Below are 23,625 nucleotides of genomic sequence, written 5' to 3' on the forward strand. Positions count from 1 at the left end.
ACGCGCCGCCTCACCTCCTAATCCCCCGTTAAGCTTTGCGTAACCGCCCCTTAAACCGGGAACGCTAGCGTGCGCCCCTGTCAGGGTGTGAGCGTTGCGGATGGCGTGGGGACGTAAAAAAGGCGGTGCGCGCAAGGAGCCACTGTTCGGGCTTCCGGCCGCGCTTGCCGACCTCCGACTGTCGCCCTCCGATCGCGTTCCCGGCGGTGGCGACGATACGCCCGCCAAATCCAAACCCAAAAGCAGCGATTCCGGTAGCGAGAAACCGCGCCCGTCGCGCAGCGGCAGCAAGCGGCGCAGCAAGTCGCGCGGCTTCGGCATCGGCCGCCTGTTCTATTGGACCGCGGTGCTCGGCCTGTGGGCGGGCATCGCTGTGATCGGTGTCGTGGTGTGGGTCGGCGCGCATCTGCCGCCGATCCAGTCCCTGGAAATTCCCAAGCGTCCGCCGACGATCCAGATCGTCGGCATCGACGGCAGCGTGCTGGCGCAGCGCGGCGAAATGGCCGGCGCCAACATCGCCTTGAAGGACCTGCCGCCCTATTTGCCGAAGGCGTTCATCGCCATTGAAGACCGCCGCTTCTATTCGCATTTCGGCGTCGACCCGCTCGGCATCTTACGCGCAGCCGTCACCAACGTGCTGCATCGGGGTGTATCGCAGGGCGGTTCGACCTTGACGCAGCAGCTCGCCAAGAACCTGTTCCTGACCCAGGAGCGCACCATGCAGCGCAAGCTGCAGGAGGCCGAGCTCGCACTGTGGCTGGAACGCAAGCATTCCAAGAACGAGATCCTCGAGCTCTATCTCAACCGCGTCTATTTCGGTTCCGGCGCCTACGGCGTCGAGGCCGCGGCGCAACGCTATTTCGGCAAGTCGGCGAAGAACGTGACCTTGCCGGAAGCTGCGATGCTCGCGGGCCTCGTCAAGTCGCCGTCGCGGCTGGCGCCGAACCGCAACCCGGAAGGCGCCGAGCAGCGCGCGCAGGTCGTGCTCGCGGCGATGGCCGACGCCAAGTTCATCACCGAGGCGCAGGCAAAGGCCTCGATCGGGCAGCCCTCGATTGCGGTGAAGCCGGCCGGCGCCGGCACCGTGAACTATGTCGCCGACTGGATCGGTGAAGTGCTCGACGATCTGGTCGGCCAGATCGACCAGGACATCGTGGTGCAGACCACGATCGATCCGAAGCTGCAGAATGTCGCCGAAGCCGCCGTCATCGACGAGCTCGCCGCCAAGAGCGTGAAGTTCAATGTCAGCCAGGGTGCGCTGGTGGCGATGACGCCCGACGGCGCGGTGCGCGCCATGGTCGGCGGCCGGAACTATGCCGAGAGCCAGTATAATCGCGCCGTCACCGCGAAGCGGCAGCCGGGCTCGTCGTTCAAGCCGTTCGTCTATCTCACCGCAGTTGAGGCCGGGCTGACGCCGGACACCATCCGCACCGACGCGCCGCTCGACATCAAGGGCTGGAAGCCGGAGAACTACACCCACGAATATTTCGGCTCGGTGACGTTGACCCAGGCGCTGGCGATGTCGCTGAACACGGTTGCGGTGCGGCTCGGCGTCGAGGTCGGCGCCAAGAATGTGGTGCGCACCGCGCACCGGCTCGGCATCTCCTCCAAGCTCGAACCGAACGTCTCGATCGCGCTCGGCACGTCGGAAGTATCCGTGATCGAGCTGGTCGGCGCCTATGCGCCGTTCGCCAATGGCGGCTACGCCGTGTCGCCGCATGTGGTGACCAAGATCCGCACCAGCTCCGGCAAGCTGCTCTATGACCGCCCGACGGAGCCGCCCAACCAGGTGATCGAGCCGCGCTATGATGCGATGATGAACAGCATGATGCGCGAGACGCTGATCTCGGGCACCGCGCGCAAGGCAGAAATCCCCGGCTGGACCGCCGCCGGCAAGACCGGCACCAGCCAGGATTATCGCGACGCCTGGTTCATCGGCTACACCGCCAAGCTCGTCACTGGCGTCTGGCTCGGCAATGACGACAATTCGCCGACCAAGAAGGCAACCGGCGGCGGACTGCCGGTGGAAGTGTGGACCCGCTTCATGAAGGCCGCGCATCAGGGCGTGCCGGTCGCGGCGATCCCGAACTCGCAGGGCAGTTGGGCCCCGGCGAACCTGATGCAGATCTCGTCGCAGATATCAGCGCCTTCAGCACCGGCGGCGCCGATGCAGATTCAACCGCCAATGCAGGCGCCGCCGCCCGCGCCGGCCCCGTCCGGCGGCGGCTATTATCGCCAGCCCCCGCCGACGCCGGCCCGCGCCTCGGCGCCACCCAACCCGAACGCGCGGCCCGAAGCGGCGGCGGGGTTGGATGGGTGGTTGGCGGATCGGTTGTTTCGGTAGGCCGACAGTCCCTGACTACGTAGCCCGGATGAAGCGAAGCGAAATCCGGGACCAGTCGCGCCATCGGTGAAAGCTGCCCCGGATTGCGCTGCGCTTCATCCGGGCTACAAAAGTGCGTAGGGTGGGTAGAGCGAAGCGAAGCCCATCATGGCGCGTGCAAGAAGCGATGGGTTTCGCTGCGCTCTACCCATCCTACGAGTGCGCCGCCTACTCCTGAATCCCGTAGCGATGCAGGTCGTTGCCGTAGGTGTCGAGCCAGTTCTTGGCGCGCGTGACCGAGGCGCAGACCTTGTCGACCACCCGCCAGAACCGCGCCGAGTGGTTCATCTCGACGAGATGCGCAACCTCATGCGCGGCGAGGTAATCGAGCACGAAGGGCGGTGCCAGGATCAGCCGCCACGAGAACGACAGCGAACCGGCCGAGGTGCACGAGCCCCAGCGGCTCGACTGGTCGCGGATCGAGATCCGCCGGACCCGCACCCCGAGTTCCGCTGCGTGCAGCTGCGCCGCCTTCTGCAGATCCTTGCGCGCCTCGCGCTTGAGGAAGTCATGCACCCGGCGATCCATGTGCTCGACGCCGCCGGCGACGCAAATGATCTTCTCGCCGCTGTCGCGCGTCTCGGTCCAGACCGTGCCGCGCTCGCCCGAGCGGTGCACCAGCCGATGCGGCACGCCGCGCAACGGGACCACGGTGCCGGGCTGGAACGGCGCGGCCTTCGGCAAGCGGCCAAGACGGGCGGCGATCCAGCCGCCATGGACATTGGCGAACTCCTTGGCCTCCACGATCGTGCCGCGCGGCGGCATGGTCAGGATCGCTTCGCGATCGGTTGGATGAATTCTGAGCGTATAGCGGCGCGCGCGCCGGTGCCGGCGCAGCCTGACGGTGAAGAACTGGGAGCCGTGTCTGACCAATACGGTCGCGGGTTCGGCAGGCCGCCGATAGAGGAGCGCGCGAGTAGCCATTTCTGAGAGTCCGGGGAGCAGGAGTTCGCCCGAACTTTGCCATATCCGCCGCCAGGGAAAGCGCTCGGCGCAAAAACAAATCATTTGCCCAATATACAGGGGTTGGCCGTTAATTGACCTCTACCGGCAGGGGGCGGAACCGGAATTTTTCTGATGAATCAGAGTCACGAAAAAGGCCCAAGAGATGAAATTAAATTCATCACTTGGGCCTCGGCTGATTTGAGATTCTTTTAGTTAAATCAGTGGCTTGCGCGACTGCGAGAATCGCGGCCGGGACGATACCTATTCGGCCGCGGCGACCAGGGAAAGCCGCGTATTGGCCGCCGAAACCATGAAATCGGAGATCCGAGGCACGATTTCGGAGCGGAACCGTGAGCCATTGAACACGCCGTAGTGCCCGACGCCCTTCTGGACATAGTGCACGCGGCGATGGTTTGGAATCGCGGTGCAGAGCGCGTGCGTTGCCTCGGTCTGGCCGAGGCCGGAGATGTCGTCCTTCTCGCCTTCAACCGTCATCAGCGCGACGCGGCGGATCTTCGACGGATCGACCGGCTTGCCGCGATGGGTCATCTCGCCCTTCGGCAGCGCGTGCTTGACGAAGACGAGGTCGACGGTCTGCAGGTAATACTCGGCGGTGAGGTCCATCACCGCGAGATACTCGTCATAGAATTCACGGTGCTTGTCGACGAGATCGCCGTCACCCTTCACCAGATTGGCGAACAGCGCCTTGTGCGCGTCCATGTGCCGATCCAGGTTCATGCTGATGAAGCCGTTGAGCTGCAGGAAGCCCGGATAGACGTCGCGCATCACGCCCGGATGCGGGAACGGCACCTTGGTGATGACATTGTTGCGGAACCATTCGATGCCGCGCTCTTCCGCGAGGTTGTTGACCGCGGTCGGATTGCGCCTTGTGTCGATCGGGCCGCCCATCAGCGTCATCGACAGCGGCACGAACGGGTCGTTGCTGGCTTCCATCACCGAAACAGCTGCGACGACAGGCACAGAAGGCTGGCACACCGCGACGATATGCATGTTGCCGCCGAGCGCGTGCAGCATCTCGATCACGTAGTCGACATAGTCGTCGAGATCGAACCGGCCCTCCGCGAGCGGCACCATGCGCGCATCGGCCCAGTCGGTGATGTAGACTTCATGCGTCGGCAGGAACGCCTCGACCGTGCCACGCAGCAGCGTCGCATAATGGCCCGACATCGGCGCCACGATCAGCACGCGCGGCTGCGGCGAGCGCAGCGGACGCGTCAGCTTGCGATCGAAATGCAGCAGGCGGCAGAACGGCTTTTCCCAGACGGTGCGAACCTCGACCGCCGTGCGGATGCCGTTTGACCTCGGTCGTCGGCAGGTTCCAATCCGGCTTGCCGTAGCGGCGCGTGGTGCGCTCGAACAACTCGCAGCCGGCGGCGACCGATTTGCCGAACTCGGTGTGCGTCCACGGATTGAGCGGATTCTGAAACAGGATCTTGGTGGCGTCGGTCACGGCGCGTACCGGATTGAGCGACGCATGCGCCATCTCGTACATCCAGTACAGCGGCGTCGTGAGTGCCGGGCTGCCTTCCGCCGCTAGTGGCGGGGCACCGCCAAATTCACCGATGGGCATAGTATTTTCAGACCCCTGTTTTGCGCCGCAGCATACTGACCAATGCGCAACAATGCGTCAATGCGCCGCGAGCCGAATCTGGGGTCGATATCGGGCTAATACACCGAGAATCCACGTGAAAGTGACATTTATTCACCACCCCCGAGCAGCGATCCGTTGCGCTTGGCGCTCTGCAAAAGGGCAAGGAAGACTGCAAAAGAGGCAACGAACAGGATGGCGTTGATGACCAGCGCCCAGGCCATCAGGTCGGCGCGGAAGACGTGATCGATCAGCAGCGACCGCATGCCTTCGAACACATAGGTGGGCGGCAACGTCCAGGCGACATATTGCAGCCAGACCGGCAGCACCTCGACCGGATAGTAGATGCAGGCGAGCGGCATCACCGCGAACATCAGCGTCCAGACGATGCTCTCCGCGCCGAGCCCGTTGCGCAGCACGAGGCCTGAGGCGAACACGCCGACCGACCAGCTCGTGAAGATCAGATTGCAGAAGAACGCGATCAGCGGCAGCCCGATGGCGTAGAAATTGAAGCCAAAGAAGAACAGCGCCAGCAGCGTCATCGGGATCACGCCGATGGCGAGCCGGATCAGGCTCATGATCATCAGCGAGAGCAGGAATTCGATCGGCTTCAGCGGGCTCATCATCAGGTTGCCGAGATTGCGCGCCCACATCTCTTCCAGGAACGAGATGGAGAAACCGAGCTGGCCGCGAAACAGGATGTCCCACAGGATCACGGCACCGATCAGCGTGCCGCCCGCCTTGGCGAAGAAGCCGGATGCCTGCGAGACGTAGTTCTGCAAGAAACCCCAGGTGATGATCTGCAAGGCCGGCCAGTAGACCAGTTCCAGCAGCCGCGGCCATGACGACATCAGCAGATACCAATAGCGCAGCACCATCGCGTTGATGCGTTGCAGTGAAATGCCGCGCGGCTGATGGCTGACGATCTCGCTCATGGTGTGCCCTCTGGCGCGCCCTCCCGGAGGCGGCCGCGCGCCACGTCGAGGAACACCTCTTCCAGCGTGTCGCGGTTGTAGCGCGCCATGATCCCCTCGGGGCTGTCGTCGTCCTCGATCTTGCCGCGCTTCATGATGATCACGCGGTCGCAGAGGCGCTCGACCTCCAGCATGTTGTGCGAGGCCAGCAGGATGGTCGCGTTATGGGTCTTGCGGTAGGTCTCGAGGTGCTGCCGCACCCAGTCGGCGGTATCCGGGTCGAGCGATGCGGTCGGCTCGTCGAGTAGCAGCAGGTCCGGCTCGTTGATCAGCGCTTTCGCCAGCGCGACACGGGTCTTCTGCCCGGCGGAGAGCTTGCCGTTGGAGCGGTCGAGGAATTCCGTCAGATCGAGATCGGCCGCGAGCTGGTCGATCCGCTCGCGCAGATGCTTCACGGCATAGAGGCGGCCGAAAATGGTCAGGTTCTGCCGCACCGTGAGCCGCATCGGCATGTCGACATAGGGGCTCTCGAAATTCATCCGGCCGAGCACATCATAGCGCTGCTCGGGGATTCTTGCGCCCAGCACCGTGACGCTGCCCGAGGTCGGCAGCACCAGCCCCATGATCATCGCGATCGTCGTGGTCTTGCCGGCGCCGTTGCCGCCGAGCAGGCCGGTGATGCTGCCGCGCGCGATGCGGAAGGAGATATCGTCGACCGCGCGCGTGGTCTTGTAGACCTTGACCAGATGCGCAACGTCGATCGCGGTCGATCCGTCCCGATCGGCCGCGGGCGCCTGGTTGGGCGCTTGATTGGCCGCAGGCGCTTGCGCCTGACCTGTCCCGCGCTGTTGCATATCGCCGTCATTGGGGCATTGCGACAATAAGCGCAAGGCTTGCCCGGCGTCATTGCGCTAAGTCGCGAATTTGTGCGCCGCCCACGGCACAGCTAAGGTCCAGAGATGACCGACTTCGCTTCCGATTTCCGCCAACCTCGCCGCTATGTCCGCCTGGATACGATCCTGCGGCTGCGCTGGCTCGCCGCGCTCGGCCAGCTCGTCGCGATCTTCATCGTGGCCCAGGGACTGGAATTCGACGTTCCGATCGTCCCCTGCGTCATCATCGTGACGTTCTCGGCGCTGCTCAATCTGGCGCTGCAGATCGCGTTCAACCCGATGCAGCGGCTGGAGCCGGCCTATGCCGCGGCCCTGCTCGCGTTCAACATCGTCGAACTCGGCGGCCTGCTGTACTTCACGGGGGGCTTGCAGAACCCGTTCTCGTTCCTGTTCCTGGCGCCGGTCCTGATCTCGGCCACCGTGTTGCCGATCCGCCTGACGATCGCGCTCGGCTGCCTTGCGGTCGCCTGCGCCTCGGCGCTGTTCTTCTACCATCTGCCGCTGCCCTGGGATGGTGACGACCCGCTGGTGCTGCCGCCGATCTATCTGATCGGCGTCTGGCTCTCGATCCTGCTCGCGATCGGCGTCACCAGCCTTTACGCATTCCAGGTGACCGAGGAGGCCCGCCAGCTCTCCGATGCACTTGCCGCGACCGAACTGATCCTGACGCGCGAGCAGCATCTGACCCAGCTCGACGGTCTTGCCGCCGCCGCCGCGCATGAACTCGGCACCCCGCTGTCGACGATCTTCCTGATCTCGCGCGAGCTCGAGAAGACGGTGCACGACCCGGCGATCGCCGACGACCTCAAGACGGTGCGCGAGCAGGCGCAGCGCTGCCGCGACATCCTGAGCAAGATTGCGCAATTGTCATCGAGCGGCGCGCCGTTCGACACCATGAAGCTGTCGACCCTGATCGAGGAGGCGGTGGCGCCGCATCGCGATTTCGGCATCAACATCAAGGTGCGGCTTGCTGTCGCAGCAACGCGTGAACCGGTCGCCGCGCGCAATCCGGCGATCCTTTATGGCGTCGGAAACATTCTCGAAAATGCGGTCGATTTCGCGCACCAGACCGTCGAGGTGAACGCGTGGTGGAACGCCGAAACCATCGAGATCGTCGTCTCCGACGATGGCCCGGGGATCGCGCCTGACATGCTGAAACGGATCGGCGAGCCGTATTTGTCGCGCCGCCGGGGCGCAGATGAGGCCCAAAATGCGCGTGGCGGCCTGGGTCTGGGCGTTTTCATCGCAAGGACGCTGCTGGAACGCACCGGAGCCAAGGTGTCGTTTACCAATCGCACCTTCCCCGATCACGGCGCCGTGGTGCAGATCGTCTGGCCCCGCGAGCGCTTCGAGGAAGCCACGCCGGCCGACGAAACCGAAGCCTAAGAACGATTCTTAATCGCGACTCTGGCATACCGGATGCATCGCTCTTTCCAGAGTTGCACGCGACTTTCGGCTGCCTTGGCAGCGCCGCAGTAGGACCCCATATAATAGGTGTCTGCCACAGGGAAAAATGGACCGTGAACGCCATCACTGAACTGAATGACCATGCCGACCGCTCGCTCCTCATCGTCGAGGACGACAAGCCGTTCCTGGAACGCCTGTCGCGCGCGATGGAGACGCGGGGTTTCGCGGTGAAGTCATGCGACACGGTGTCCGATGGTCTCGCCGAGATCGGCCGTTCCGCGCCCGCTTTCGCGGTCGTCGACCTCCGGCTCGGCGACGGCAACGGCCTCGACGTCGTCTCGGCGTTGAAGCGCAAGCGCCCCGAGGCGCGCGCGATCGTGCTGACCGGCTACGGCAACATCGCGACCGCCGTCACCGCGGTGAAGATGGGCGCCGTCGACTATCTCTCGAAGCCCGCCGACGCCGATGATGTCGTCGCTGCGCTGCTCGCGACCGGCACCGAGAAATCCGAGCTGCCGGCCAATCCGATGTCGGCGGACCGCGTGCGCTGGGAGCACATCCAGCGCATCTACGAGATGTGCAACCGCAACGTTTCGGAGACCGCGCGCCGCCTCAACATGCACCGCCGCACGCTGCAGCGCATCCTCGCCAAGCGAGCGCCGCGCTAAGCGATAGCTTCATATAGTTTCGCGATGGCCGGGCTTTGTCCCGGCCATTTGCTTTTGTAGCTTCGTAGGATGGGTAGAGCGAAGCGAAACCCATCGGCTTCGTGCCCGCGGCGACAAATGATGGGTTTCGCTGCGCTCTACCTATCCTACAGCTCTATCACCGTCACCCCCGCGCAAAGGCTTCGCCTTTGTCGCTGGAGGAGCGCGCTCTTGCGCGCGTCTCGAAGGGTCGACGGCCACCAGCCGGCCGATTCATCCTTCGAGGCTCGCTCCGCTCGCACCTCAGGATGACGGGGCGACGGCCGTACTCTGCCCTAGAATTCATGCCCTTGCGGATCGACCAGCCGGTTGATCCGCTGCGCTGCCGCCATCGCAAAGCGCACCGTCATCGCCTTGCGGGTTGCAGCCGGCAGCCGATGCTCCGGCGCCTCGCAGTGCAAATGCGCGCCATAGGCGTCGGCGATAATCAGGCCGGTGTCGGCGGGAAAAATCTCGCACGGCAGATCCTGCGTGAAGGCGAAGAACAACCGGTCGCAATGCATCCGGTAATCCTGCCATTTCTGGTCGGCACGCAGATCCTCCATCGACGACTTGATCTCGACGATCCAGATCTCGCCGCGCTCGTTCAGCGCGACCAGATCGGCGCGGCGGCCGGACGGCAGCGGCAATTCGCTGATGCAGGAAAATCCCAGCGACCTCAGAAGCCGCGCCGTCCCGCGCGCGATCGCCAGCGCGGTCTCCGACTGGCGTCGGTCGGGCGCGGGCACAAGCGCGATCTGGCGGGCGGGCGATTCCATCATTCAAGAATAGCCGATTCCACGAGAGCATGATCCGGAAAAGTGGGACGACGCTCCAGGCAGGAACCCGCCGCCGCCTCGCCGCTTATCCCACGGCCGCCACCATCGGCGGACCGATGAGGGCTGCCTGGTGATCGACGACCTCTGGTACAAGAACGGCGTGATCTACTACCTCTCCGTCGGCACCTACATGGATGCCAACGGCGACGGCATCGGCGATTTCAGAGGCCTGCTGCGGCGTCTGGATTATCTGCACGGGCTCGGCATCACTGCGATCTGGCTGATGCCGTTTCAGCCTTCACCTTGCAAGGACGACGGCTACGACATTTCAGACTATTACGGTGTCGATCCGCGCTACGGCACGCTGGGCGATTTCGTCGAGTTTACCCATGGCTGCCGGCAACGCGGCATCCGCGTGATCATCGATCTCGTCGTCAATCACACCTCGGACCAGCACGCCTGGTTTCGATCAGCGCGCAGCGCAAAGGACTCGCCTTACCGCGACTGGTATGTCTGGTCGGACAAGAAGCCCGCCAATGCCAACACGGGCATGGTGTTTCCCGGGGTCCAGAAATCGACCTGGACGCGCGACAAGCAGGCAGGCGCCTGGTACTTTCATCGCTTCTACGATTTCCAGCCGGACCTCAACACGTCGAACCCGCATGTCCAGGCCGAGATCCTCAAGATCATGGGGTTCTGGATCCAGCTCGGCGTCTCGGGATTCCGTATGGACGCCGTACCCTTCGTGATCGCAACCAAGGGCGCCTCCGTGCGCAAGCCGGTCGAGCAATACGACATGCTGCGATCGTTCCGCGAATTCCTGCAATGGCGCCAGGGCAACGCGATCATCCTCGCCGAAGCCAATGTCTTGCCCGAGACGGACATGGAGTATTTCGGTCGCGACGGCGACCGCATGCAGATGATGTTCAATTTCCACGTCAATCAGCATCTGTTCTACGCGCTGGCGTCAGCGGATTCGAAATCATTGGCGAAAGCATTGACGGCGACCAAGCCACGGCCCGCGACCGCACAATGGGGCCTGTTCCTGCGCAATCACGATGAGCTCGACCTCGGCCGCCTCACCAAAACGCAGCGTGAGGCGGTGTTCAAGGCATTCGGTCCCGACAAGAGCATGCAGCTCTACGATCGCGGCATCCGTCGGCGCCTTGCGCCGATGCTGGGCGGCGACCGGCGGCGCCTGGAGCTCGCCTATAGCTTGATGTGCACGCTTCCCGGCACGCCGGTGATCCGCTACGGCGATGAGCTCGGCATGGGCGATGATCTCGACCTGCCCGAGCGCGCTTGCGCGCGGACGCCGATGCAATGGTCGACCGAGCCGCACGGCGGCTTTACCGAAAGCGATCGGCCATGCGTGCCCGTGATCGACAAGGGACCCTACGGCTATGAACACGTCAACGCCGCCAAGCAGCGGCGCGACCCCAATTCGATGTTGAACTGGACCGAGCGCATCATTCGTATGCGCAAGGAAGTCCCCGAGGTCGGCTGGGGAGACTTCAAGATCATTGCGACCCGAAATCCTGCCGTCCTGATCATTCGTTACGACTGGCGCAACAACTCGGTGCTGTTCGTACACAATTTCGCGGAAAAGCCGCTCGAGATATCGTTCGACGTCGGGCTGCCCGACGACGCCGGCAATCACCTCGTCAACCTTCTGACCGAGGATCACAGCCGCGCCGACGATAGCGGCCGTCACAAGCTTCTGATCGAAGCCTACGGCTATCGCTGGTACAGGGTCGGTGGGCTCGATTACCTGCTCAAGCGCAGCGATATCGACACCAAGGAGCCCCGCACGTCGCGTTAGTCGTCCTGATGCGGCCCGAGGATCACGCCTTCATTGCCGCGCAGGTCGAGGACGCCTTCGACCGTCTCACCCTGCCGGTCCATGAAGGTCGAGAGCAGAACCTCGTTGCTGAAGCCGATGGCGCTGGAGGAGACCGACGCGGGGGCCGCGCCGAAATTCAGCGCGATCACGGCGACGCCCTCGGCGCTGCGCCGCCGGTAGAGCAGGACATCGCCGTGCGCCGTCACCGGCTCATGGCTGCCATGGACGAGCTGCGGCAGCCTTTGCCGCAACGCGATCAGCGCCTTGTAGAGGTTGAGGATCGACGCCCGCTCCGCCTCCAGGCTTGCGACATTGTCGCTTGCAAAATCCTGCGCAAGCGGCAGCCACGGCCTGGCCGTCGAGAAACCGGCATAGCGCTCGGCGCTCCACTGCATCGGGGTGCGGCAGCCATCGCGGCCGACGCCGATGCCAGGCACGTTCTTCTCGAAGGGATCACGCACCTCCTCCGGCGCGATCGCAACCTGGCGCATGCCAATCTCGTCGCCGTAATACAGCGTCGGCGTGCCGCGCAGCGTCAGCAACAGCATCGCGGCGACCGGCGCCTGCGCGGGCCCCACCCGGCTCGCCACCCGCGGCCGGTCGTGATTGCCGAGCACCCAGTTCGGCCACGCACCCGGCGGCAGCGCCTTTTCGTAATCGGCAATGATCTGCTCGACCGAGCGCGCGCTCCACAAGGTCGACAGCAGCGCGAAATTGAACGGCATCTGCGCGCCGCGCAGATCGTTGCCGTAATAGGCGACCAGCCGGTGCAGCGGCAGATAGATCTCGCCGATCAACACCCGGTTGTCGAACTCCTCGGTGACGCGGCGCATCTCGGTGATAACAGCATGGACTTCGAGCTGATCGGTCGAATATTGCGTCAGCACCTTCTCGTGCGGCGGCCGGCCCTCGCGATAATGCGGGTTCGGCGGATTGTCGCGGAATTCTGCATCCTTGATCAGGTGCCAGATCACGTCGACACGAAAACCGTCGACGCCCTTGCGCAGCCAGAAGCGCATCACGTCGTAGATCGCGTCTCTCACCTCGCCATTGCGCCAGTTCAGATCAGGCTGCTGGGTGAGGAACGCGTGATAATAGTACTGGCCAGAAGCCTCGTCATACGTCCAGGCGCTGCCGCCGAACTCCGACAGCCAGTTGTTCGGTGGACCGCCATCCGGCGCCGGGTCGCGCCAGATGTACCAGTCGCGTTTCGGGTTATCGCGCGAGATCTTCGCCTCGATGAACCAGGGATGCTGATCGGATGTATGGTTCGGCACCAGGTCGAGGATCAGCTTGAGGCCGGAATCGTGCGCGGCTGCAACCAGCGCGTCGAAATCCTCCATCGTCCCGAACAGCGGGTCGATGCCGTTGTAATCCGCGATGTCGTAACCGAAATCGGCCATCGGCGACGGGAAGATCGGCGACAGCCAGACGGCGTCGACGCCAAGCCGCGTCAGATAGGGCAGTCGCGCGATGATCCCCCTGAGATCACCGACGCCGTCGCCATCGCTATCCCCGAATGAGCGCGGATAGACCTGATAGAAGATACCGCGCCGCCACCAGTCCCTGCCGTCCTGATCCATCCCGCCCCCCCCAAGCTCACAGCCCGGTTGAGGCCGCCCCGCGCCCCGGGGCAGCCTGTCGGTTCAGGGATGACGCATAATTCGGGACGGAAAAATGGCTGCAATGCGTCAGTGGCGGGCGATTGCGAGCTGATAGATCGTGATCAGCACCTCGAACAGGATCAGGAAGACGATGATCAGCTCCAGCCGCAGCGAGCGGCTGGTGTCGATGATATCGGTCAGCACCTGCGCGGTCTCGGCCACGACCGCGAGCTTGCGGTTCAGCGATTCCGCACGCTCCTTCAGTTCGTACTCATCCTCGAGCCGGGCATAGAGCCGCTCGAGATGCGGCTTGTCCCAGAGGATGTCGGGCTTCTCCGACACCTCGACCGGCCCGGCCACGCGATGCCGCACCAACAGCGCGTTGCCGATGTGCTTGAGGATCGCGACGCGGCCGCCACGGACCTGGCCGCCCTTGGCGAGCTCGCGCGCCAACGGCTCGGTCGTGTCGAAGACGGCCCGGACCTCGCGCTCATGCCGCGCCAGCACCACGCTCTTGGCCAGCGCCTCGCCGACCAGGATCAGCCGCTCCGGCGACAGGCTTTGCAGATAGATCGGGCCGCCCGGCGGAATCTGGTCTTCCCTGTCGGCCGCAAGCTCGATGATCGCGATCTCCTCCTCGCGCCGCGTGAACAATCCGGTCATGCGCGACTGCAGGCTGCGCAGGAATTCATCCTCCTCCAGCGCGTTGAGACCGATCAGGACGACGACGCCATAGCGGAACAGGATCGCCACACCATTGTCATTGACGCGAAACGCCAGCGGTGTCGTGGCCAGCACGTCGCCGCGCTCGAGGCCGGACGTATTGATGCGGTCCGCGACGAAGAAGGCGCGGGCGGTGGTCCGGGGTCCGCCGAGCGGTGAGTTGGGGGCCTGGGTCATGAAGTTCCGGACTGCGAGGACTTAGCGCATGATCGAGAGCAACCGCATACCGGCCTGCTCACGAAGGTGTTCTGCTGGAGGTGACCTTATCACGGTCCGTTTTGGGATCACACGCCGGGGCAAAAGCATTTCCCGAGCGTGTTGACGGCATTTTCCGGTAGCCTATGGTGCCCCTATGAACGAGACAACCGACACCAAACCGAAGGCCGGCGCGATCATCGTGCCGGTGACGCTGTTCGAGCAGAACTGCACCATCATCTGGCACGAGCCGACCAAGAAGGCCGTCGTGATCGACCCAGGCGGCGACGTGCCGAAGATCCAGGCCGCGATCAAGCAGACCGGCGTGACGGTCGAGAAGATCTGGCTGACCCACGGCCATATCGACCATGTCGGCGGCGCCGCCGAATTGCGCGATGCGCTACAGGTCAAGATCGAGGGCCCGCATATCGCGGACAAATACCTGCTCGACAACGTCGTCTCGAGCGGCGAGCGCTTCGGCATGACCGGGGTGCGCAATTTCGGGCCGGACCGCTGGCTCGACGAGGGCGACCAGGTCTCGATCGGCGACCTCACCTTCGACATCCTGCACTGCCCCGGCCATTCGCCTGGCAGCGTGGTGTTCTTCAACAAGGAGCTGCGCTTCGCCCATGTCGGCGACGTCCTGTTTGCCGGCTCGGTCGGGCGCACCGACCTGCCCGGCGGCAGCCACCCGACGCTGATCCAGTCGATCAAGGAGAAGCTGCTGCCGCTCGGCGACGACGTCGGCTTCATCTGCGGCCATGGCGCCGGATCGAGCATCGGCCAGGAGCGGATGACGAACCCGTTCCTGACCGGCGAGATGTAACTACTTCATCAACCGTTACTTCATCAGGCCTGCGGCGGTCAGCGCCCGCGTGATGACGCCGCCGACGTCGACACCCTTGCTCCGTCGCTTGCGCGGCCGGTCGCTCTTGCGGCCGGATACAGCCTCGGGCGCTTCGGCAGGCACCGGTATCGTCATCGAGATCGTGTCGGCGCGCTCGCGCGGGATACCGGTCGGCGCGATATGCGGCTGACGGACCTTGTCGGTCAGGCCGAAGAAGCTCGCGATGTGATACGAGGAGGAGATCCCGACCTCGATCAGGAACGCACCCTCCACGCCATAGCGCTCGTCATTGTCGGCCAGCCCGAGCGGCGTGCCATGCGCCATGTCAGTGATGGAGAAGGACTCGACCAGCGTTTCGCCGTCGGCATTCCACCAGACCTCGCGCGGATGACCGTCGACATCCGCCTTCGACATCGCCGCCAGCGGCAGGCGGTGCACGTCGAGCCATTGCCTGACGATCGCATCGGCATTGCCGGGATGCACGGTGCGGTCGGCGCTGCCGTGCCACACCGAAATCCGCGGCCAGGCGCCGCTATGCGTGGACGCGTTGCGAACGAGACCGCCGAGCTCGGGCGCGGACAGTGCGCTCGCATGCATCATCGCATTCAGCGCCTCGCGCAGATCGGTGGCGACGCCAAACGGCAGGCCGGCAATGACGGCGCCCGCCGCGAACACATCCGGATAGGTCGCGAGCATGACCGAGGCCATCGCGCCACCTGCGGACAATCCCGTTACATAGATGCGCCGCGGGTCGATCTGATGCGCGCCGACCATGTGCGCGATCATCTGCCGGATCGAAGCGGCTTCGCCCTGTCCGCGCGCGATATCCTGCGGATTGAACCAGTTGAAGCAGGTGTTGCCGTTGTTGATCGCCTGCTGCTCCGGCATCAGCAGCGCAAAGCCGTAATGCTTCGCCAATGTCGACCAGCCGGCGCCGAGATCATAGGACGCAGCCGTCTGGCCGCAGCCATGCAGCACCACGACGAGCGCGGGCGACCGCGCAAGCTGGGCGGGCACGAACGAGAACATCTTCAGATCGCCGGGGTTGACGCCGAATTCGGTCGTCTCGACGAGCGGCGTCGGCACGGCCGGCGCAAGCGCGCCGAGACCGCTGAACGCGTTCATCTTGGGCAGATGACGCAAGAATTCGACGTTGTTGACCAGGGACAACAGCAACTCCTGAGGTGATTTATTCTTCTGTGTCACCCGATCAGATAATTGCTGCACTGCAAAATGAAAAGACCGTGCGCTGTCTTTCCCCGCGGAAATGTGAGAATCGGCGTTAACGCGTGATCGCGCTGCGGGCTGGTCGAAATAGTTGCCGTAGCACCTTGTTTGAGCACCAACTTTTCAAGACTGCGCGCCACATGGCTGCGGATTCATGCGCTCGCGCGGCGCATCCATGACAGAAATGCGGCTGAAATAGTGATCGACAGCACAAACAATGCGCATGCCGTAAACAACGCCAGATGCGCTGGTGTCTTGCTCTCCACGGCGAAGAACACCGCGCCGATCGCGGCGACGCCGGCCGCGTTGCCGATCTGCGTCGTCGTGCCATACATGCCGGAGCCGGCGCCGGCACTCGCAGGCTTCACGCTCGAGAGCACCGCGCTCGACAGCGGCGCCATCACCAAGCCTTGACCGTAGCCGAAGATCATCAACACGAGCGCGAGCAAGAGCGCCGATGGCGATGCGATCGCCTGAACCGTCGCGACCAGCACGCCGAGGCCAACGATCTGCAGCGCGCAGCCTTCGATCAGCACCAGCGTGCCGCGGTGCCTCGCGCGCATGCCGCTGTGACGCGAGGCGATCACGAAGGTCAGCGCCAGCGGCACGAACACCAGCCCGGCCTGCAATGGCGGGATCTGCAAGCCCTTCTGCATGAACATGGTCATGATCAGGTAGAAGGACAGGTTGGCAAAGAAGAAGAAAAACACCGCGACCAGGCCGCGCATGAAGGCGCGATCCGACAACAGCGACAGGTCGATCAGCGGCATGCCGCCGCGGCGCGCGACGCGTCGCTCGAGCCGCACGAAGGCCGCGATGATCGCGACGCCCACCGCCATCACCAACCAAATCCACGCCGTCCAGTTGAGATCGTGACCGAACAGCAGTGGCCCGATCAGGCACAGCAGGCCCGCAAACAGCACGATCGCGCCGGGGATATCGAGCCGTGTGCCGGATCGGCGCGCCACCGTCGGCATGATCTTCAGCGCGGCTGCGATGATGATGACGCCGAACGGCACGTTGACGAAGAACACCGCGCGCCAGCCGAGGCCGGCGAGATCGAGCGTCACCAAGACGCCGCCGAGCAGGAAACCGGCCGCGCCGGCGAGCCCCAGCACGATGCCGTAGATGCCGAACGCCCGCGCACGGGCGGCATCGGAGAACAGCAGATGCAGCGTCGCCAGCACCTGCGGCACCATCAGCGCCGCGGTCGCGCCCTGTGCCAGCCGTGCGACGATCAGCTCGGGTCCGGACTGCGCGAGACCGCACCACAGCGAGCTCACCGAGAAGCCGGCGACGCCGGCGATGAACACGTTCCTTGTGCCATGGATGTCGCCGAGCCGGCCGCCGGTGACCACCAGCGTGGCATAGGCGATCAGGTAGATCGCGATCACGGCCTCGATCTGTGCCGGCGTCGCGTGCAGCTCCGCCGCGATCGTCGGGATCGCGACGTTGACGATGAAGGCATCGACGCCGAACATGAACTGCGCGGCGACCACGATCGCAAGCACCCACCAGCGGCGGGAGGTCTCCGCGCGCGTCGAAACGATCTGGTGCATGTGCTGTGGTCCTGCCCGAAATGACGTTGCGGCCGACATCAGCAGATTCTGGTCATCCCATCGATTACCTCAGACGTAGGCGTTCATTCACGGGGGCGTCATCCATGGCCCGTCCTCCCATCCGCAGTACCGGCGCCAATTTGCGTTGATGCGCTGGGAAACATTCCGGAGGGCGGCAATCGCCGCCGATTTGCGCAACAACCATGCGGGCGCCGCAACCCCGGAGCATTGCCTTGCCCCGGGCCACCCCGTAGGTTGGCGGAAAGCCCCCGATAACAATCATCCGGAGAGAACGACCCATGGCGCGCCTCAAGTTCGGAGCCTTCCTCGCCCCGCATCACCCGATCGGCGAGCATCCGATGCTGCAATTCCGCCGCGACCTCGATTTCGTCGAACAGCTCGACGCGCTCGGTTACGACGAATTCTGGTGCGGCGAGCACCATTCCTCGGGCTGGGAGACGATCGCCTCGCCGGAAATGTTCCTGGCCGCAGCCGGCGAGCGCACCAAGCGCATCAAGCTCGGCACCGGCGTGATCTCGCTGCCCTATCACCACCCCTTCAACGTCGCGCAGCGCATGGTGCAGCTCGACCACATGACCGGCGGCCGTGCCATCTTCGGCTCCGGGCCGGGCGCGCTCGCCTCCGACGCGCATACGCTCGGCATCGACCCGATGACCCAGCGCGACCGCCAGGACGAGGCGATCGCGGTGATCCGCCGCCTGTTCAACGGCGAGCGCGTCACCGCCAAGACCGACTGGTTCGAGATGCACGATGCTGCGTTGCAGATCCTGCCGCTGCAGGAGGACATGCCGTTCGTGGTGGCCTCGCAGATCTCGCCGTCGGGCATGACGCTCGCCGGCAAGTACGGCATCGGCATCATCTCGCTGGGCTCGATGTCGACCCAGGGCCTGATGGCGCTGCCGCAGCAATGGCAATTCGCCGAGGACGCCGCCAAGAAGGCCGGCACCACGGTGAGCCGCGCCAATTGGCGCGTGCTGTTGTCCTGGCACATCGCCGAAACGCGCGAGCAGGCGCGGCGCGAGGCCGGCGCCGGGCTGCTGCGCTGGCACAACGAATATAACGTCGGCACCTTGATGCGGCAGGGCCTGACCGCGTTCGCCTCGCCGGATGAAGCCGTCGACAAGACCGCCTTCGTCGAAGGTGCTGCGTCCACGATCGGCACGCCGGATGACCTGATCAAGATGATCAAGAACCTGGTCGACGTCTCCGGCGGCGTCGGCTCGATCATCGGCTTCGCCCATGACTGGGCCAACCCCGAAAACACCCGCCGCAGCTGGGACATGGTCGCGCGTTATGTCGTGCCGGAGATCAATGGCTATATCGACGGCCTGCGCAAGTCGCGCCAGTTCGTGATCGACAACCGCGCGGTGTTCGAGCGCGCCGGCCAGGCTGTCATGGCCAAGATCATGCAGAACGACAAGGCCGCCGCCGCGCTTCAGCATACCGGCACCGGCCGCGTCGCGATCCCGGCCGTGAATGCGCCCGACCTCGCAAAGGAAGCTGCGAAGCAGAAGGTGTGACTTGCTACCCTTCCTGGAGGAAGAAAGAACTACAGCTCGCACCGCATCCACCGCCGTCGTCCCGGCGAAAGCCGGGACCCATAACCATAGGATTGGGGTGGTGAGAAAAGCTGTGGCCCCAACGTCGCGCAACAATCACCTTCGGTGGTTATGGGTCCCGGCCTGCGCCGGGACGACACTGAATTTGTTGCACCATTTGTGAGTCATACTTCCGCATTCTCGCGACTCGAATTGTCCGAGCTTTGCTCTTCGTTTTCACCCCCTTCACACAGAGGGCGCAGGGAAAGCCGGGTGCCGATCGCACCCATGGGCCCCGAGCAATGGAGATAAGCTCGGGGGTAGGACCACAGGTGTAACCGGAGCAATCCGGCTTTCCCTGCGCGATGGATTACGGCTTACTTCGTGCTCTCCCCGGCGAGACTGGGCTTGTTTGTCACCGTCTTCACAACGCGCATCGCGCAATGCGAAAAGACACCGGCCGCTAGGGCGTCAGGACCACACGACTTCACCGTCCGCTTCAGTCACACTCGTCAGCCGTGACATCCGCGTCCACCGCATCCCACATCGCGTTCGTGACGATCGCGATCCGCCCCTCGATCGGGTGAGACCGGCATATTGAACATCTGAGTTGGGTGAAACGCGAAGCGCTAATTTGCCCGTCGGGTTAATTTGTCGCAGCTCGACGAGCCGGCGACGCCAATGTCGCCTTGTGACCTAGCTGACGTCGAGCAGTCCTTCAGCGGCTGCGACGGACTTGGAATTCCACGACAAGAACCGGAGTTTGGCCGATTGGATTCAGACGTAGACGCTCTCCAGGGTCGCTGGCGTCGCCAATGATCTCTGACGAGTCTGATCAAGGAGCCATCCGAATGAGCAAGCAAGAAGACAACAAGGCGGTCGTCGGCCGCTGGTTCACCGAGTTTTGGGGCAAGTCCGTCAACCTCGGCGTGATCGACGAGATCGCCGCGCCCGACATGCTGCTGAAATATTCGCTGCATGAGCCCCGCCGCGGACGCGACGACATCAGGGCGTTCATGACCGATTTCCGGGCTGCTTTCCCCGATCTGAATTTTTGGGGAACGGCTGATCTGATCGCCGAGGGCGACTATGTCGTCGGTCAGTGGGAAGGCGGCGGCACCCACACGGGGCCCGCGTTCAAGGACTTCCTGATCGGCGGTCTGCCGGCCGCGACCGGACGCAAGATGCACTTCACCGGCACCACCGTGCTGAAGGTCGTGAACGGCAAGATCGTCGAGGAGATCGGCCTCGACGACGGTGTCGCCGCGCTGACGCAGCTCGGACTGCTGAAAGCTGCGTAATCGGCGAGGTCGAGCACCAAAAGCGAAGTCGAGCGAGGCCCGCGCCGGTTTGCGGGCCTCATTCGCCTGTGCAAGCCGGACATTCTGTCTTCCAGCGCATGTATCGCCACGCCGATCTACTGAGGCCCGAGTTGCCGGACCGAATTTGATGGCCCGCCCGGATTTGAAAGCAAGGACCGGAGTTTATTCTCTGAAAGCGGGTGGCAGTGTTGGCTATCCTGTGGCGTGATGCGATCGATGAACGTGAACCTCAAAAAGACCGGACAATCGACACCGCTCTCCGTCGCCACCGACCCGCGATGGGCGCGGGTTCTTGCACGCGACAAAACGGCGGATGGCGCGTTCTGGTACTCGGTTGCGACGACCGGGGTCTACTGCCGGCCTTCATGTCCCTCGCGCACCGCGAATCCCGGGAATGTTCAGTTGCATGACACTCTGGAGAGCGCCAAGGCGACCGGCTTTCGGCCGTGCCTGCGCTGCAATCCGGACGGACTATCGATCGAGGCGGGAAATGCCGCACTTGTTGTCAAGGCATGCCGTCTTGTCGAACAGAGGGAAGAAGAGCCTTCGCTGGAAGAGTTGGCTGACGCGGTCTGCTTGAGCCCCAGCTACTTCCACCGCATGTTCAAAGCGGCAACCGGCCTGACGCCCAAAGGATATGCCACCGCCTACCGCGCCAAGAAGGTTCGCGAAAATCTCGTCTCGGGAAACAGTGTCACGGAAGCGATCTATGACGCCGGGTTCAATTCAAGCGGCCGCTTCTACGAAAAATCCACCGGCATGCTCGGCATGACGCCGTCGCGATACCGCGCAGGCGGCGCGAATGAGGAGATCAAGTTTGCGATCGGCCAGACTTTCCTGGGCGCCATTCTGGTCGCGTCGAGCACGAAGGGTGTTGCAGCGATCCTCTTGGGGGATGACGCGGAGACACTGCTCCGCGATCTGCAAGACCGCTTCCCAAGTGCCCGCCTGATTGGTGCCGATCAGGACTACGAGGCCATCGTCGCGCGCATTGTCGGCTTCGTGGAAGCGCCGGAACTCGGCCTCGATCTGCCGCTCGATGTCCGCGGCACCGCCTTCCAACAACGCGTCTGGCAGGCGCTCCAGGACGTTCCCGTCGGAGAAACCGTCACCTATGCCGAACTCGCGCAACGCATCGGGTCGTGCAAGTCCGTGCGCGCGGTCGCGGGCGCTTGCGCCGCGAACAAGCTCGCTGTCGCCATTCCCTGCCACCGCGTGATCCGCACGGATGGTTCGGCCTCAGGTTACGCGTGGGGCGTTGAGCGAAAGCGCGCGCTGCTCGACCGGGAGGCATCGCAAAAGGTCGAAGTGCCTGACCGACAGCTCTGAACTGAAACAATGAATTTTTCGGATATCTTCATTCAGTTTGAGAATAACAATCGGAGTGTCGGGTCGCGCGCCGCGCTGCTATTTGGCGATGACAAGTGATCCAAGTCCGGCGGACAAACAACCGCTGATGCTTGGTGCCGGGCTCCCGGTACATGGAATGTCCCTGACGATGGATCCTCGCTTCGCACCGAAGAAACGGCTCGATAAACGAGAGCGCGTCGAGGCGACGCTCGATGCGATTGCAGCCCCGATGCAATCCGATCTCGCCAGGGTCAAGGTGATGGCCCATTTCCGCAAACTCGTCGCAGACGGGTTTGCCGAATGGCGAACGCTGGACGATGGGACCATCCGCCTGCGCCTCGCCACGGGCGAGACATATCTCCTCGAACAGACCACGATCACGCGCATCGCGTGATCGGCGATACGGGTCCCTGATCTTCTACGGCCTGGCGCCAATGCGCTTGGCTTTTTTGTTTAGTCAGCGGCTTGAAACCTTTCTCGATTTGAAAGCAAGCATCGGAGTTTGGCGTCGCCAGCTTCCACATACGTTCGGTCATGAGGACAGATGAAGGAGACAATCCATGAATCACATGACCCACGCTGAGCCCTCGGCCGACCTGGCCACGACCACCGCCGACGTGCTTTTCTACGCGACTGGCGGCTGCGCGTTCAGCACCGTTCTGATCGCACGCAGCGTCAAGGGGGTTTGTGCCATCCTGCTCGGTGACGATGCACGCGCACTGGAAGATGATCTTGCGAGACGCTTCCCGCACTCCACGGTCGTTCCGAACGAAGTGATGGTGCGCGATGACATGGCGAAGGTGGCACGCTACGCCGACAAGCCCTCCGACGGACTCGATCTCACGCTGGACATGCGCGGCACGCCGATCCAGCGCCGCGTATGGAACGCGCTTCGTTCGATCCCGCTCGGCAGGACGAGGAGCTACATGCAGGTGGCTCGCCTGATCAACGCCGCCTATCCACAGGTCACCGCGCGCATCGTAGCGAACGCCTGTGCTGCCAACCCGCTCGCGCTCGTCATTCCCTGTCATCGCGTCATTCGCGCCGACGGCGAACTCGCTGGCTATTGCTGGGGCCTCGAGCGCAAGCGCGAGCTGCTCGAAAAGGAAGCCCGCGCATGAAGTTGCAGCGCCGCCCATCGCGTTGGCGGATGGCCCCCTCGCGACAAAGGAGGACGTCATGAAACTAGCCGTGATGACGGGTGAGACAATCGGGCTCGTCGTAACGCTTCGCAATGGCCCCCAGATCGTCGACATCGCCAAGAGCGCGGGCGTCTTTGCGCCGCACGATCCGCTGTCGAGCGGCCTCTTGAACGGCGCCTTCAAGGATGGCGTCGACTGGCCGTCGATCCTCAAGCACTGGGCGCGTTTGCAATGGCCCCTCAAGCGGCTTGCTCACATCGCGGAAACCTGCCCGGACCACCCGTGCCTGGTCGTTCAATCGCTTGCCGATCAGAATTTAAGAAGCGGGTCCGCCATTCCGATCGTCGCCATCGACATCACGGATATGCAGCCGTTCGATGAACGGGATCCGACTGGCTGGCGCGCCATGAAACGGCAGTTCGTGACACCGCCGCAGGAAGCGATTGAAGCGGACTCGACTGCCACACCAGAGACGGCTCAAGTCATCGGCTTCGTGCGTCCCAACAAGGACGAGTCCTGGAAGCGGTGACGCATCGTTGCGAGACTGACGGATGCAGCTATAGCCATCCGGTCGATCGGGGACGTAGGGTACGCCCCTCCCAGCGATAGCAGGTGCGGTCTGGTCTGATCGAAGCTCA

The 23,625-nt window shown here is 63.8% G+C and carries 19 protein-coding genes and 1 pseudogene; 11 read left to right on the forward strand and 9 right to left on the reverse strand.

Annotated elements, in window-relative coordinates:
• Positions 1-100: 100 nt before the first annotated feature.
• Positions 101-2,344, forward strand: a complete 2,244-nt coding sequence (locus ACVIGB_RS30075) for a transglycosylase domain-containing protein (protein WP_456719933.1) — start codon at positions 101-103, stop codon at positions 2,342-2,344.
• A 207-nt stretch (positions 2,345-2,551) separates the two neighbouring features.
• On the opposite strand, the gene ACVIGB_RS30080 is transcribed toward ACVIGB_RS30075, so the two are convergent.
• The 4 genes and pseudogenes from ACVIGB_RS30080 to ACVIGB_RS30095 all read right to left on the reverse strand — a co-directional run bounded on the left by ACVIGB_RS30080 (position 2,552) and on the right by ACVIGB_RS30095 (position 6,705).
• The gene (locus tag ACVIGB_RS30080) at positions 2,552-3,391 is read right to left on the reverse strand and encodes a M48 family metallopeptidase (RefSeq protein ID WP_456719932.1); all 840 of its coding nucleotides are present in this window, start codon (positions 3,389-3,391) and stop codon (positions 2,552-2,554) included.
• Between the two features lie 198 nt (positions 3,392-3,589).
• Positions 3,590-4,919 (reverse strand): annotated as a pseudogene (locus ACVIGB_RS30085) (polyhydroxyalkanoate depolymerase).
• A 128-nt stretch (positions 4,920-5,047) separates the two neighbouring features.
• Positions 5,048-5,872, reverse strand: a complete 825-nt coding sequence (locus tag ACVIGB_RS30090) for an ABC transporter permease (RefSeq protein WP_456719930.1) — start codon at positions 5,870-5,872, stop codon at positions 5,048-5,050.
• Entirely contained in the window at positions 5,869-6,705 is an 837-nt protein-coding gene (locus ACVIGB_RS30095; protein ID WP_456719929.1) for an ABC transporter ATP-binding protein, read from the reverse strand. The genes ACVIGB_RS30090 and ACVIGB_RS30095 overlap by 4 nt, the downstream gene beginning before the upstream one ends.
• Positions 6,706-6,810: 105 nt before the next feature.
• Between ACVIGB_RS30095 and ACVIGB_RS30100 the strand changes: the two genes are divergently transcribed.
• Both ACVIGB_RS30100 and ACVIGB_RS30105 read left to right on the forward strand, forming a co-directional pair.
• Complete coding sequence (locus tag ACVIGB_RS30100) at positions 6,811-8,130, forward strand: ActS/PrrB/RegB family redox-sensitive histidine kinase (protein ID WP_456719928.1); 1,320 nt, start codon at positions 6,811-6,813, stop codon at positions 8,128-8,130.
• A gap of 134 nt (positions 8,131-8,264) precedes the next feature.
• Positions 8,265-8,819, forward strand: a complete 555-nt coding sequence (locus ACVIGB_RS30105) for an ActR/PrrA/RegA family redox response regulator transcription factor (RefSeq protein ID WP_092120369.1) — start codon at positions 8,265-8,267, stop codon at positions 8,817-8,819.
• A gap of 314 nt (positions 8,820-9,133) precedes the next feature.
• Here ACVIGB_RS30105 and ACVIGB_RS30110 read toward each other — a convergent pair whose 3' ends face one another.
• Positions 9,134-9,616: an MmcB family DNA repair protein gene (locus tag ACVIGB_RS30110; protein WP_456725043.1), complete on the reverse strand. Its 483-nt coding sequence runs from the start codon at positions 9,614-9,616 to the stop codon at positions 9,134-9,136.
• Positions 9,617-9,746: 130 nt separating this feature from the next.
• Between ACVIGB_RS30110 and ACVIGB_RS30115 the strand changes: the two genes are divergently transcribed.
• Positions 9,747-11,438, forward strand: coding sequence for an alpha-amylase family protein (locus tag ACVIGB_RS30115; protein WP_456719927.1), 1,692 nt, complete (start codon positions 9,747-9,749; stop codon positions 11,436-11,438).
• Here ACVIGB_RS30115 and ACVIGB_RS30120 read toward each other — a convergent pair.
• The gene (locus ACVIGB_RS30120) at positions 11,435-13,042 is read right to left on the reverse strand and encodes an alpha-amylase family glycosyl hydrolase (RefSeq protein WP_456719926.1); all 1,608 of its coding nucleotides are present in this window, start codon (positions 13,040-13,042) and stop codon (positions 11,435-11,437) included. The genes ACVIGB_RS30115 and ACVIGB_RS30120 overlap by 4 nt on opposite strands.
• A 108-nt stretch (positions 13,043-13,150) precedes the next feature.
• On the reverse strand, positions 13,151-13,963 hold the full coding sequence (locus ACVIGB_RS30125) for an RMD1 family protein (protein WP_092120381.1): 813 nt from the start codon (positions 13,961-13,963) through the stop codon (positions 13,151-13,153).
• A 175-nt stretch (positions 13,964-14,138) separates the two neighbouring features.
• Between ACVIGB_RS30125 and ACVIGB_RS30130 the strand changes: the two genes are divergently transcribed.
• Positions 14,139-14,807 carry an MBL fold metallo-hydrolase gene (locus ACVIGB_RS30130; RefSeq protein ID WP_092120384.1) on the forward strand — a complete coding sequence of 223 codons (669 nt, stop codon included), beginning with the start codon at positions 14,139-14,141 and terminating at the stop codon, positions 14,805-14,807.
• A gap of 15 nt (positions 14,808-14,822) precedes the next feature.
• Here the strand turns inward: ACVIGB_RS30130 and ACVIGB_RS30135 are convergent, their stop codons facing one another.
• Together ACVIGB_RS30135 and ACVIGB_RS30140 are read right to left on the reverse strand one after the other, a co-directional pair.
• Complete coding sequence (locus ACVIGB_RS30135; RefSeq protein WP_456719925.1) at positions 14,823-15,998, reverse strand: extracellular catalytic domain type 1 short-chain-length polyhydroxyalkanoate depolymerase; 1,176 nt, start codon at positions 15,996-15,998, stop codon at positions 14,823-14,825.
• 209 nt (positions 15,999-16,207) lie between these two features.
• The gene (locus tag ACVIGB_RS30140; RefSeq protein ID WP_456719924.1) at positions 16,208-17,614 is read right to left on the reverse strand and encodes an MFS transporter; all 1,407 of its coding nucleotides are present in this window, start codon (positions 17,612-17,614) and stop codon (positions 16,208-16,210) included.
• A 299-nt stretch (positions 17,615-17,913) separates the two neighbouring features.
• Here ACVIGB_RS30140 and ACVIGB_RS30145 point away from each other — a divergent pair, with 299 nt between their 5' ends.
• The 6 genes from ACVIGB_RS30145 (at position 17,914) to ACVIGB_RS30170 (ending at position 23,516) form a co-directional block, all read left to right on the forward strand.
• A complete protein-coding gene (locus tag ACVIGB_RS30145; protein WP_456719923.1) occupies positions 17,914-19,155 on the forward strand; it encodes an LLM class flavin-dependent oxidoreductase in 1,242 nt (413 codons plus the stop codon).
• An 869-nt stretch (positions 19,156-20,024) separates the two neighbouring features.
• A complete protein-coding gene (locus ACVIGB_RS30150) occupies positions 20,025-20,474 on the forward strand; it encodes an ester cyclase (RefSeq protein WP_456719922.1) in 450 nt (149 codons plus the stop codon).
• Between the two features lie 237 nt (positions 20,475-20,711).
• Positions 20,712-21,824 carry a bifunctional DNA-binding transcriptional regulator/O6-methylguanine-DNA methyltransferase Ada gene (gene ada / locus ACVIGB_RS30155; RefSeq protein WP_456719921.1) on the forward strand — a complete coding sequence of 371 codons (1,113 nt, stop codon included), beginning with the start codon at positions 20,712-20,714 and terminating at the stop codon, positions 21,822-21,824.
• A 55-nt stretch (positions 21,825-21,879) separates the two neighbouring features.
• Positions 21,880-22,239, forward strand: a complete 360-nt coding sequence (locus ACVIGB_RS30160; protein ID WP_456719920.1) for a hypothetical protein — start codon at positions 21,880-21,882, stop codon at positions 22,237-22,239.
• 166 nt (positions 22,240-22,405) lie between these two features.
• The gene (locus ACVIGB_RS30165; RefSeq protein ID WP_456719919.1) at positions 22,406-22,966 is read left to right on the forward strand and encodes a methylated-DNA--[protein]-cysteine S-methyltransferase; all 561 of its coding nucleotides are present in this window, start codon (positions 22,406-22,408) and stop codon (positions 22,964-22,966) included.
• A gap of 58 nt (positions 22,967-23,024) precedes the next feature.
• Positions 23,025-23,516 (forward strand): hypothetical protein, encoded by a 492-nt coding sequence (locus ACVIGB_RS30170; protein WP_456719918.1) that lies wholly within the window; start codon positions 23,025-23,027, stop codon positions 23,514-23,516.
• Positions 23,517-23,625 lie beyond the last annotated feature (109 nt).

This window comes from Bradyrhizobium sp. USDA 4341, from assembly GCF_054063755.1.